At 70.6% G+C, this 12,320-nt stretch carries 9 protein-coding genes; 7 read left to right on the forward strand and 2 right to left on the reverse strand.

Features of this window, described 5'->3' with window-relative positions; translation table 11 throughout:
* Positions 1–346: 346 nt before the first annotated feature.
* Positions 347–844 carry an inorganic diphosphatase gene (locus K6I34_RS19200; RefSeq protein WP_087926944.1) on the reverse strand — a complete coding sequence of 166 codons (498 nt, stop codon included), beginning with the start codon at positions 842–844 and terminating at the stop codon, positions 347–349.
* A gap of 142 nt (positions 845–986) precedes the next feature.
* On the opposite strand from K6I34_RS19200, the gene dacB reads away from it, so the two are divergent.
* From dacB to folE, 6 genes are all read left to right on the forward strand, one after another.
* Positions 987–2,474 (forward strand): D-alanyl-D-alanine carboxypeptidase/D-alanyl-D-alanine-endopeptidase, encoded by a 1,488-nt coding sequence (dacB, locus tag K6I34_RS19205; RefSeq protein ID WP_229327518.1) that lies wholly within the window; start codon positions 987–989, stop codon positions 2,472–2,474.
* Positions 2,475–2,920: 446 nt separating this feature from the next.
* Complete coding sequence (locus K6I34_RS19210) at positions 2,921–4,078, forward strand: zinc-dependent metalloprotease (RefSeq protein WP_229327519.1); 1,158 nt, start codon at positions 2,921–2,923, stop codon at positions 4,076–4,078.
* Positions 4,079–4,265: 187 nt separating this feature from the next.
* Complete coding sequence (gene tilS / locus K6I34_RS19215) at positions 4,266–5,288, forward strand: tRNA lysidine(34) synthetase TilS (protein ID WP_229327521.1); 1,023 nt, start codon at positions 4,266–4,268, stop codon at positions 5,286–5,288.
* Positions 5,289–5,390: 102 nt separating this feature from the next.
* Positions 5,391–5,930 carry a hypoxanthine phosphoribosyltransferase gene (gene hpt, locus K6I34_RS19220; RefSeq protein WP_229327526.1) on the forward strand — a complete coding sequence of 180 codons (540 nt, stop codon included), beginning with the start codon at positions 5,391–5,393 and terminating at the stop codon, positions 5,928–5,930.
* Positions 5,931–6,178: 248 nt separating this feature from the next.
* Positions 6,179–8,176, forward strand: coding sequence for an ATP-dependent zinc metalloprotease FtsH (ftsH, locus tag K6I34_RS19225; protein WP_229327522.1), 1,998 nt, complete (start codon positions 6,179–6,181; stop codon positions 8,174–8,176).
* A gap of 182 nt (positions 8,177–8,358) precedes the next feature.
* Positions 8,359–8,964, forward strand: coding sequence for a GTP cyclohydrolase I FolE (folE, locus tag K6I34_RS19230; RefSeq protein WP_229327523.1), 606 nt, complete (start codon positions 8,359–8,361; stop codon positions 8,962–8,964).
* Between the two features lie 242 nt (positions 8,965–9,206).
* On the opposite strand, the gene K6I34_RS19235 is transcribed toward folE, so the two are convergent.
* Positions 9,207–10,316 (reverse strand): esterase family protein, encoded by a 1,110-nt coding sequence (locus tag K6I34_RS19235; RefSeq protein ID WP_229327524.1) that lies wholly within the window; start codon positions 10,314–10,316, stop codon positions 9,207–9,209.
* 166 nt (positions 10,317–10,482) lie between these two features.
* Between K6I34_RS19235 and K6I34_RS19240 the strand changes: the two genes are divergently transcribed.
* Positions 10,483–12,320, forward strand: a 1,838-nt coding sequence (locus tag K6I34_RS19240) for a phosphatidylglycerol lysyltransferase domain-containing protein (protein WP_229327525.1), incomplete at its 3' end; no start/stop codon positions are given.

The following is a 12,320-nucleotide window of genomic DNA, read 5'->3' on the forward strand; positions in this document are numbered from 1 at the left end:
GGTTCTGACCGGGGGTGGGGCACCCCGTGGCACGCCGTCCCCACCGGGGGCTGCGCCCCCGGACCCCCGCGCCTATGGGGGTGCCTCGTGCGGTCGGCGCGCGGCTACAAGCCGGTGGGGGCTTGGCGCGCAGTTCCCCGCGCCCCTGATGGGGCTGCGCCCCATAGGCGGGGCCGCAGGCCCCGTAAGGGGCGCGGGGAACTGCGCGGCCAGCCACAACGGACCCGCAGCCGCATGCCGACCGCAAGAGGCACCCCAGTAGGCGGGAGGCAAAAACAAACGCGCGGCCCCGTCGTTCACGTACGAACGAAACAGGAACCGCGCGTCGTCAGCCCGACCGGCGAGGTCAGTGGTGGGCGCCGCCCGCCGCCTCGAGGCGCTTGTAGGAGGCCTCGATCTCGGCCTCGGCCTCGGCGCGGCCGACCCAGTCCGCACCCTCGACCGACTTGCCCGGCTCCAGGTCCTTGTAGACCTCGAAGAAGTGCTGGATCTCCAGGCGGTCGAACTCCGACACGTGGTGGATGTCGCGCAGGTGCTCGACGCGCGGGTCGTTCGCCGGGACGCAGAGCAGCTTGTCGTCGCCGCCGGCCTCGTCCGTCATGCGGAACATGCCGATGGCGCGGCACTTGATGAGGCAGCCCGGGAAGGTCGGCTCGTCCAGGATGACGAGGGCGTCCAGCGGGTCGCCGTCCTCACCCAGGGTGTTCTCCACGAAGCCGTAGTCGGCCGGGTAGCTGGTCGAGGTGAAGAGTCGGCGGTCCAGGCGGATGCGACCGGTCTCGTGGTCCACCTCGTACTTGTTCCGCGAACCCTTCGGGATCTCGATGGTGACGTCGAACTCCACGGGTGGTTCCTCCATGATCAACACTTCGTCCGGTGAAGCTGCGTCCTCCCGGACGGGTGACACAGCGGGTGCCATGCTCGCGGCAAGGCGCAGTGATTAAGTGTCTCTCACGCGGGTGTGTGCTGGCGAAAGGGGCTGGTCCATGGTGGGTGAGCGGTGGCGGAGCGTCCCGCTGGAACGACGGCGTACCGTGCGGCTCGTCACGGTGTCCGCCGTGGCGGGTCTGGCCGTCGCCTCGGTCGCCGTGGGGGCCTCGGGTCCCTGGGAGGCGGGCCAGCGGAAGGCGGAGCGCGAACGCGCCGCCGCGCGCCCGGCGCGCGGCGGTGAACGGCACGCCCCTGCTGGTACCGCGCCCGCCCCGCCTGCCGCACCCCCCGTGCTCGCCGCGGCGGCCGACGGTGCCGGCGTGCGGCAGCCCACCGAGGACGGCCTCGCCGCCGTGCTCGACCCGCTGCTGAAGGACTCGGCGCTCGGCGACGACCGCTCGGCGGCCGTGTACGACGTGGCCACGGGCAAACAGCTGTACGGCTACGCGCAGGACACCGCGTACACCCCCGCCTCCACGATCAAGACGGCCACCGCCGCGGCCGCGCTCAGCGCGCTCGGGCCCGACCACCGCATCGAGACCACGGTGATGGCAGGGAACGACGGGATCGTCCTCGTGGGCGGCGGCGACCCCACCCTCACCGCCCACCCCGACAAGGCGGACGCCGCGCGGCAGCCCGCGAGCGCGAGCCTCCCGGCGCTCGCCGAGGCCACCGCGCGCAAGCTCAGGGAGCGCGGTACGGACCACGTCAAGCTCACCTACGACACCTCGCTCTACTCCGGCCCGGCCGCGCACCCGATCGGGCCGAACGACAACATCGCGCCCGTCACCGCTCTGATGGCCGACGAGGGCCGGCTCGACGACTCCGACCACGGGCCCGCGGCGCGCAGCACGGACCCGGCGGCGGACGCGGCCAGGAAGTTCGCCGAGTTGCTGGACGAGCAGGGCATCAAGGTCGAGGGCGACCCGTCCTCCGGCACCCTGGCCGACAAGGGGAAGGGCGGCGACAAGGCGGAGCGGCTCGCCGCCGTCTCCTCGCCGCCGCTCTCCGCGCTCGTCGAGCGCGCGCTGACCAACAGCGACAACGACATCGCCGAGGCACTCGCCCGGCAGACCGCCCTCGCCTCCCGGCAGCCCGCGAGCTTCGAGGGCGCCGCGAAGGCGGTCACCGCGCGGCTGGAGGCGCTCGGGCTCACCGGCGCCCGGATCGCGGACGGCAGCGGCCTCGACAGGGCGGACCAGGTCCCGGCGGCCCTCCTCGCCAGACTCCTCGTCCGCGCGGCCGACCCCGCCCACCCGGAGCTGCGGCCCGTCCTGACCGGCCTGCCCGTCGCCGGTTTCAGCGGCACGCTGAGCGGCCGCTACGGCCACGGCGACGACGACGGGGCGGCCGGCCGCGGGGTGGTCCGGGCGAAGACGGGGACGTTGACCGGGGTCAACACGCTGGCGGGGACGGCGGTGGACGCGGACGGCCGCTTGCTCGCGTTCGCGTTCATGGCGTCGGGGACGAAGGACGGGGACGCGGCGCAGCGCGTTCTCGACCGCCTTGCCACGTCCGTGGCGTCTTGCGGGTGCCGTCGCTGATCGGTGCGGTGCGCCTACTGGGGGCGCGTCTTGCGCTGGGCACGCGGCTGCGGGTCCGGTGGGGGTTGCTCGCGCAGTTCCCCGCGCCCCTAAAAGCCGCCTACGAGCTCGGTCACCCGTGTCCGTCCGGCGGCTGCGGACCGTGCGTGGTTGCTCGCGCAGTTCCCCGCGCCCCTGACGGGGCACGATCGGTCGCGCCCGCGCGGCGGAGCCGCGAAATGTCACGGCCCCGCGCCCCTGACGGGGCGCCGCAGCCGCACAGCGGGGTTCGGGGCGCAGCCCCGGCGGGGTCGAGGGGCGGAGCCCCCGTGGGGGTTCGGGGGCGGAGCCCCCGGAATACTCTCCGGTCTGCCCTCGGCCCACCTTCGCCACCTCGCCCCGCAAGGGAGCCCCAGGGGTGGGGAAACCCCTAACCGGTTGCTGTGCGCAGCACGTACGGTGAAGGCATGACGAGCATCGGTGGTGCGGAGATGGTCGACTGGAAGCTCGCGGTGGCGACCGCGACGCGGCTCGTGCGGCCGGGCCCGGAGATCGGCCGGGACGCGGCGCGCGAAGTGGTCGCGGAGCTGCGGCGGCACGCGAGGACGTCGGAGCGGCACGTCCGGGAGTTCACCCGGATGGCGCCTCCCGGAGGGACCTCCGAGGGGCAGGACCCGGGGACTCCCGTCGACACCCCGGTGCTCATCGTGGACCGGCCGGGGTGGGTCAAGGCGAACGTCGCCGGGTTCCGCGCCCTGCTGGGGCCGCTGCTGGAGAAGATGCAGGACCGGCGCGCGGGCGTGCCCGGCGGTGCGGTGCTGGGCGCGGTGGGCGGCAAGGTGACCGGTGTCGAGCTGGGCATGCTGCTGTCGTTCCTGGCGTCGAGGGTGCTCGGGCAGTACGAGACGTTCGCGCCCGCCACGCGCGACCTGCCGGGGTCGGCGGCGGGCGGACGGCTGCTGCTGGTGGCGCCGAACATCGTCCACGTCGAGCGTGAGCTCGACGTGCATCCGCACGACTTCCGGCTGTGGGTGTGCCTCCACGAGGAGACGCACCGCACGCAGTTCACGGCGGTGCCCTGGCTGCGCGACCACATCGAGGGGGAGATCCAGTCCTTCCTCGGCGAGACGGAGGTCGACCCGGCGACGCTGCTGGAGCGGGTGCGGGAGGCGGCGCAGTCGCTGGCGGGCGGCAGGCCCCCGCGGGACGAGGGGGAGGGCGAGGGCGGCCGCAGCATCGTCGACCTGGTCCAGACGCCCGCCCAGCGGGAGATCCTCGGCAGGCTGACGGCGGTGATGTCGCTGCTGGAGGGCCACGCGGACTATGTGATGGACGGCGTGGGCCCGGCGGTCGTGCCGTCGGTGACGGAGATCCGGGAGAAGTTCCAGCAGCGGCGCGCGAGTGGTGCGGGACGGCTGGACGCGGCGCTGCGCAAGCTGCTGGGTCTGGACGCCAAACTGCGGCAGTACCGTGATGGTGAGCGGTTCGTGCGGGCGGTCGTCGACACGGTCGGCATGGACGGGTTCAACAGGGTCTGGACGTCCCCGAACACGCTCCCCACCAAGGCGGAGATCGCCAAACCGGCGGACTGGGTCGCGCGGGTGCACCGGAAGTCGGAGGCCTGAAGCGGAAGCTCCACCTCCGGGTAGAACGCTTCCGTAATCACCCGTCCGAGGGACCGTGAGCCAGGGGTGGGCGTGCGATGCTCGGGTAATGGCTCGCTTCTGTCACCATCGACGCACACAGCGTGACTGAAGCTCGAAGCTCGCGCAGCTCCGACCATCTCCATATGGAACGATTGGACACACGGACATGGGTCCACATCCCGCGGTCGCCGCGATACGCCTGGCGGTCCGCCGCGTACTCCACGACGTCCTCACCCCCACCACACCCTCATCCGTTCCCCCCGCTCCCGCCGGTAATCAGCCGCTGGTCCTGGTGGCCTGCTCGGGCGGCGCCGACTCCATGGCCCTGGCCTCCGCGCTGGCCTTCGAGGCGCCCAAGCTCGGCATCCGCGCCGGCGGGGTCACGGTCGACCACGGCCTCCAGCACGGCTCCGACCTCCGCGCGGCCGAGGTGGCCAACAGGCTGACCGTTCTCGGGCTCGACCCCGTCGAGGCCGTCGCGGTGGACGTCGGCCGTGACGGCGGCCCCGAGGCCGCCGCCCGCGACGCCCGCTACGCGGCGCTCGACGCCGCCGCCGAACGGCACGGAGCCGCGGCCGTCCTCCTCGGCCACACCCGCGACGACCAGGCGGAGACGGTACTGCTCGGCCTCGCGCGCGGCTCGGGCATCCGCTCCCTGTCCGGCATGGCCGTCGCCTCCGGCGTCGGCGGCCGCTACCGCAGGCCGTTCCTCGGGCTCGACCGCCAGACGGCCCGCAAGGCGTGCATGGTCCAGTCGCTCCCCGTCTGGGACGACCCGCACAACACCGACCCGGCCTACACCCGCTCCCGGGTCCGTCACGAAGCGCTCCCCGTCCTGGAGAAGGCGCTCGGCAAGGGCGTCGTCGAGGCCCTCGCCCGCACGGCCCAGCTCTCCCGGGACGACGCCGACGCCCTCGACGGCTGGGCCGCCGCCGTCGAGCCCTCCGTACGGGACGACAGCGGCGCCCTGGAGACCGCGAAGCTCTACGCCCTGCCCCCCGCAGTCCGCCGCCGCGTGCTGCGCCGCGCGGCCATTTCGGCGGGCGCCCCGGCCGGTTCGCTCTTCGCCCGGCACATCGAGGAAGTCGACCGGCTGATCACCGGCTGGCGCGGTCAGGGGGCCATCAATCTGCCCGGCCGCGTCGCGGTCCGCAGGCAGGGTGGCAGACTGGTCCTCCGGCAGGGCTGATTCGAACGAGCGCGAACGAGCCCGGCCCGCCTCACCGCATCGGATGAGGCAGGCCGGATGAGCCTTCAACGAACGAGAGTGACGCGGGTGGACGAGAAGGACATGAGCACCGACCTCAAGTCGGTGCTCATCACCAAGGAAGAGATCGACGCGAAGCTGGCGGAGCTGGCCGCGAAGATCGACGCGGAGTACGCGGGCAAGGACCTGCTCATCGTCGGCGTCCTCAAGGGCGCCGTGATGGTGATGGCGGACCTGGCACGCGCCCTGTCCACCCCGGTCACCATGGACTGGATGGCCGTGTCCTCCTACGGGGCGGGCACCCAGTCGTCCGGCGTCGTCCGCATCCTCAAGGACCTCGACACCGACATCAAGGGCAAGCACGTCCTGATCGTCGAGGACATCATCGACTCCGGCCTGACGCTCTCCTGGCTGCTGTCGAACCTGGGCTCCCGCGAGCCCGCCTCCCTCAACGTCGTCACCCTCCTGCGCAAGCCGGAGGCGGCCAAGGTCGCCATCGACGTGAAGTGGGTCGGCTTCGACATCCCCAACGAGTTCGTGGTCGGTTACGGTCTCGACTTCGCGGAGAAGTACCGCAACCTGCCCTTCGTGGGCACGCTCGCGCCGCACGTCTACGGCGGCTAGGCCCGGCCGGGACGGTACGGCCTCCCGCGCGGGAACCGATTCGCGGTTTCCGCCGTTGGAGCAGGCGAAGGCGGGTTGGTTGACCGCCTGCGGCGGCGTCGGGTGACAATGCTGGGGTACCGTCCGAAGGTCAGTCTTCTCAATCTTTTCTTCAAGGTCGAGCAGAACACCGCACGCACAGGCACCCCCGACAGGGGCAGCCGTGCCTCACTGTGGCAGGAGGGACGGGGCGCTCGCGCCCCGTATGGATGGACGTGAAGCGCTACTTCCGTGGGCCGGTCATGTGGATCGTGCTGGCCGTCCTCGCCGTGGTCGTGTTGATGCAGGTCGTCGGCTCGTCCGGCGGTTACAAGTCGGTGGACACCAGCCAGGTCGTCAACGCGATCAACAAGGACCTGGTCAAATCGGCCGAGCTGACCACCGGCGACGAGAACAAGATCAAGGTCGAGCTCAAGGACGGCCAGAAGGTCAAGGGCTCCAGCAAGATCCAGGCGAACTACATCGGCGACCAGGGCGTCGACCTCGCCAAGGCTCTGCAGGCCAAGGCCGATTCCAAGCAGATCTCCGACGGCTACAACGTCTCGACGTCGAAGCAGAACCCGTTCGTCTCGGTGCTGCTCTCGCTCCTGCCGTTCGTGCTGATCGTCGTGGTCTTCCTGTTCCTGATGAATCAGATGCAGGGCGGCGGCTCCCGGGTGATGAACTTCGGGAAGTCCAAGGCCAAGCTGATCACCAAGGACACCCCGAAGACCACCTTCGCCGACGTGGCCGGGTCCGACGAGGCCGTCGAGGAGCTCCACGAGATCAAGGAGTTCCTCCAGGAGCCCGCGAAGTTCCAGGCCGTCGGCGCCAAGATCCCCAAGGGTGTGCTGCTCTACGGCCCGCCCGGTACGGGCAAGACCCTGCTCGCGCGCGCTGTCGCGGGCGAGGCGGGCGTGCCCTTCTACTCGATCTCCGGCTCCGACTTCGTCGAGATGTTCGTGGGTGTCGGCGCCTCGCGCGTCCGTGACCTCTTCGAGCAGGCCAAGGCCAACGCCCCGGCCATCGTCTTCGTCGACGAGATCGACGCCGTCGGCCGCCACCGCGGCGCCGGCCTCGGCGGCGGTCACGACGAGCGCGAGCAGACGCTCAACCAGCTGCTGGTCGAGATGGACGGCTTCGACGTGAAGGGCGGCGTCATCCTGATCGCCGCCACGAACCGCCCCGACATCCTCGACCCGGCGCTGCTGCGCCCCGGCCGCTTCGACCGGCAGATCGCCGTCGACCGCCCGGACATGCAGGGCCGTCTGGAGATCCTCAAGGTCCACCAGAAGGGCAAGCCGGTCGCCCCGGACGTCGACCTCGCGGCCGTCGCCCGCCGTACCCCCGGCTTCACCGGTGCCGATCTGTCGAACGTGCTCAACGAGGCCGCCCTGCTGACGGCCCGCAGTGACCGCAAGCTGATCGACAACCACATGCTGGACGAGGCGATCGACCGCGTCGTGGCCGGCCCGCAGAAGCGGACCCGGATCATGAGCGACAAGGAGAAGAAGATCACCGCCTACCACGAGGGCGGTCACGCCCTGGTCGCGGCGGCGTCCCCGAACTCCGACCCGGTGCACAAGATCACGATCCTGTCCCGCGGCCGCGCCCTCGGCTACACCATGGTCCTCCCCGACGAGGACAAGTACTCCACCACGCGCAACGAGATGCTCGACCAGCTGGCGTACATGCTGGGCGGCCGCGCCGCGGAGGAGCTCGTCTTCCACGACCCGACCACCGGTGCCGCCAACGACATCGAGAAGGCCACGGCCACGGCCCGCGCGATGGTCACGCAGTACGGCATGACCGAGCGCCTCGGCGCGATCAAGTTCGGCTCCGACAACAGCGAGCCGTTCCTGGGCCGCGAGATGTCGCACCAGCGGGACTACTCCGAAGAGGTCGCCGCGCTGGTCGACGAAGAGGTCAAGAAGCTCATCGAGACCGCGCACAACGAGGCGTGGGAGATCCTCGTCGAGAACCGCGACATCCTCGACAACCTGGTTCTGGCCCTCCTGGAGAAGGAGACGCTGAACAAGGAGGAGATCGCCGAGATCTTCAAGCACGTGGTCAAGCGTCCGGCCCGCCCGGCGTGGACCGGCTCCTCGCGGCGTACGCCGTCCACCCGCCCGCCGGTGCTCTCCCCCAAGGAGCTCGCGCCGACCAACGGTGGCCAGCCCGTCGAACAGGTCGTCGACCTCCCGGACGACACCCGCAAGGAGCTCTGAGCCGGTCCCGGCGGACCCCGAGCGAACCTCGAGCGGAATCCGCCGGAGAAGGCACTGACCGGGCAGCATCACACGGCCCGGAATGGAAGCCGCGTCACCCAGGTTATTAGCCTGGGAGGCGCGGCTTTCCGCTTCCGTACCCGCCGCGCCCGCCCGTACGCACGAGAGAACGAGGCAACTCCATGACCGACCCGGTGACGCTGGCCGCCGAGAACTCCATCGGCACGTTCGACGAGAAGCGCGCCGAGAACGCCGTCCGCGAGCTGCTCATCGCGGTGGGCGAGGACCCGGACAGGGAGGGGCTGCGGGAGACGCCCGCCCGTGTCGCGCGGGCGTACAAGGAGATATTCGCGGGCCTGTGGCAGGAGCCGGAGGACGTGCTGACCACGACCTTCGACCTCGGCCACGACGAGATGGTGCTCGTACGGGACATCGAGGTCTACAGCACCTGCGAGCATCACCTGGTGCCGTTCCACGGCGTGGCGCACGTCGGCTACATCCCGTCGACGAGCGGCAAGATCACCGGGCTGTCGAAGCTGGCCCGCCTGGTGGACGTCTACGCCCGCCGGCCGCAGGTCCAGGAGCGGCTCACCACGCAGATCGCGGACTCCCTGATGGAGATCCTGGAGCCGCGCGGTGTGGTCGTGGTCGTCGAATGCGAACACATGTGCATGTCCATGCGGGGGATCCGTAAGCCGGGGGCGAAGACGCTGACCTCCGCGGTTCGGGGGCAGCTGCGGGATCCCGCTACGCGGGCCGAGGCGATGAGCTTGATCATGTCTCGCTAGTCGCGCCTATTGGGGTGCCGCTTGCGCTCGGTGCGCGGGTGCGGGTCCGGTGGGGGCTGGGCGCGCAGTTCCCCGCGCCCCTGGCGGGGCACGCCCGGCCGTAGGCTACCGGCTGGTCGCGCCCACGCGGCAGAGCCGCAAAATGTCACAGCCCCGCGCCCCTGACGGGGCGCGCCTCCTCCAAACAGTGCTGCCCGCCTCGGGGGGTCCCGGGCGGGCAGTGTCGTGCGTGCGTGGGGGCGTTACGCGCTGAGGCGGCTGCCCATCCACTGGAGGGTGCCGGGGATCTCACGGCGCCAGGTGTTGAAGTTGTGGCCGCCCACCTCGAGGATCATCGACGAGACGCGGGTCGGGTGGTGCGCCGAGGCGGCGATGAACTTCTTGGTGTCGTCGTAGTTGTCCTCGCCCTGCTTGCTGCTGGTCACCAGCAGGGAGACCGGCGGCAGCGGCTTGTTCTTCAGCCGCCACATCAGGTCGTTGTCCTTCTCCAGCTTCTTGTCGCCGCCGAAGAGGCTGCCGGTGGTGGCGTCCTGCTTGGCGTCGTAGTAGCCGGACAGGGCGGCCGCGGCGCCGTAGGAGTCGGGGTGGCGCATCGCGAACTTCAGGGCGCAGTAGCCGCCGGTGGAGTCACCGATCACGCCCCAGTTCGCCGCCTTCAGCCCGATGCGGTACTGCTCCGAGAGGGCCTTGCGCAGATCCTTGGTGAAGAAGGTCTCGGTCTGCGGCCCGCCGGGTATGTCGATGCACTCGGTGTCGCGCGGCGGGGCCACGGTCGGGCGCATCATCACCAGGATGGTCGGCTGCATCTTCTTGGCCTTGGCCAGCTTCTGCGCCTCCTGCGGGTAGTGCAGGCCCTTGATCAGCGCCTCGGCCGTGCCCGGGTAGCCGGTCAGGACCACCGAGGCCGGAAAGGTCTTGTTGGCGTACTCCGGCTGGAAGTACTCCGGCGGCAGGTAGACGAAGGCCGGGCTGGCGATCTTGGACTCGCTGCCCCTGATGTTGACCTTCTCGACCTTGCCCGCGATCGACGGGACCGAGCCGTGGCCCTTGACCTGCTGGATGCCGACGACCTGGACGGGCTTGTTGCCCTGGCTGTGGTCCACGACCACGCCCTGGCCCTTCTCCAGGCCGAAGAGGTCGGCCCACGAGGCGAAGAAGCCGAAGGACTGGTTCGCCCACAGACCGATCGCGGCGAACAGCGTCAGCTGCGTGGCGAGCAGCATGCCGAAGCGGGCCAGGACCGACCCGATACTCTTCTTGCCCAGGCGGGGCCAGAGCCAAATGGTCAACGCGAAGAGGGCTACTGCCGCCGCTATGGCAAGCAGCAGGACCGCCATGCTGGTGAGACCCATGAGGTGCTTTCTGCCGTGCGACCCGCCGGGCCGCGGAATGGTTACTTCTTTCCGGGCTCGGCCCCCGGCGGAACCTCAACCCCGAAACCGTCGTCCTACAGGGCGCACATTGTCCGGGTGCTGCCAACCGAAGGCACAGGACCACTCGACAGGACGACGGGAAGAGATGTCTGTCAGGGTAGATGGCAAAAAGTCCGATGGGGTTCCCGAGGGAACCAAGCGACTGTCGAGGCTTGCGCGAATCGCCAAGGGGCCACGGCCCGAGGCCGTGCCGACCGTGGTGGGGTGGGTCGGCATCGTCGTCGGCCTGTTCAACATCGCCGCTGGCGTCATCCCCCGTTTCCGGGTGAGCAAGTTCCACACCTGGGCCGAGGTCCTGCCGGGCACGGTGACGCAGCTCGCGGCGGCCGGGTCCATCGTGGTCGGCATCCTGATCCTGATGCTGGCCCACGGCCTCAAGCGGCGCAAGAAGCGGGCCTGGCTCGCCGCCGTCATCGTGCTGCCGATCGGTGCGGCGGCACAGCTGATCTACCGCCACTCGATCATCGGCACGATCTGCTCGCTGGCCATGTTCGCGTATCTGGTCTGGCACAAGCCGTCCTTCACGGCCCTGCCCGACCCGCGCAGCCGCTGGAAGTGGGTGGCGAACCTCATCGTCATGGGCGGCGTGAGCTTCACCCTCGGGTGGATCATCGTCGGCTGGCAGTACAAGCAGATGGTCGGCGACCCGTCGATCCTCGAGCAGATCGAGCACGTGATCTGGGGCCTCTTCGGCTTCGAGGGCTCGATCCGCTACCGCCACGGCGTGGACTACACCGTCGGCTACTCGCTGGGCGCCCTCGGTCTGCTGACCGTCGCCTCCACCGCCTACCTGGCCTTCCGCCCGGCCTACCCGGCGCCCGTCCTCACCGAGGAGGACGAGGACAAGCTGCGCGAGCTGCTCGCCAAGCACGGTGACCGCGACTCGCTCGGCCACTTCGCGCTGCGCCGCGACAAGAGCGTCGTCTTCTCCCCGTCGGGCAAGGCGGCCGTCTCCTACCGCGTCGTCTCCGGCGTGATGCTCGCCAGCGGTGACCCCATCGGTGACGTCGAGGCCTGGCCGGGCGCCATCGAGCAGTTCATGCTGCTGGCCAAGCAGCACTCGTGGACCCCGGCCGTCGCCGGCTGCAGCGAGACCGGTGGCGAGGTGTGGACCCGCGAGACCGGCCTCGACGCCCTGGAGATGGGTGACGAGGCGATCGTCGATGTGGCCGATTTCAGCCTGAGCGGCCGCTCCATGCGCAACGTCCGGCAGATGGTCAAGCGCATCGAGCGCAACGGCTACACCACCAAGGTGCGCCGCGTCGGCGACCTGACCCCCGAGGAGCTGGAGGCCGCCCAGAAGGCCGCCAACGCCTGGCGCGACACCGAGGACGAGCGCGGCTTCTCCATGGCCCTGGGCCGTATCGGCGACCCCAAGGACCTGGACGCGATCATCGCCACGGCCCACAAGGACCCGGAGGAGGGCGAGGACCTGCCCTTCGGCGACCTGCGGGCCATGCAGCACTACGTGCCGTGGGGCAAGGACGGCAGCTCCCTGGAGCTCATGCGCCGCGACCGCAGCGCCGACCCGGGCATGAACGAGCTGCTGATCGTCGCCTTCCTCCAGGCGGCCCCCGAGATCGGCATCAAGCGGATGTCGCTGAACTTCGCGTTCTTCCGCTCCGCCCTGGAGCGCGGCGGCAAGCTGGGCGCCGGTCCGGTGGTCCGCGTCCAGCGCGCGGTGCTGATCTTCCTCTCGCGCTGGTTCCAGATCGAGTCGCTGTACAAGTTCAACGAGAAGTTCCGGCCGCGCTGGGAGCCGCGCTTCGTGGCCTTCCCGACCAGCCGTGACCTGCCGCGCATCGGCTTCGCGATGATGCAGGCGGAGGGCTTCCTGGAGCTGCCGCGCCTGCTGCGCCGCCGCCCGGCCGAGCCCAAGCACTCCCTGGACGCCGAGCAGGTCTCCGCGTCGGAGGTCACGCG

Origin of the sequence: Streptomyces sp. UNOC14_S4, from assembly GCF_020740835.1 — a bacterium.
In the GTDB taxonomy this organism is placed as follows: Bacteria; Actinomycetota; Actinomycetes; order Streptomycetales; family Streptomycetaceae; genus Streptomyces.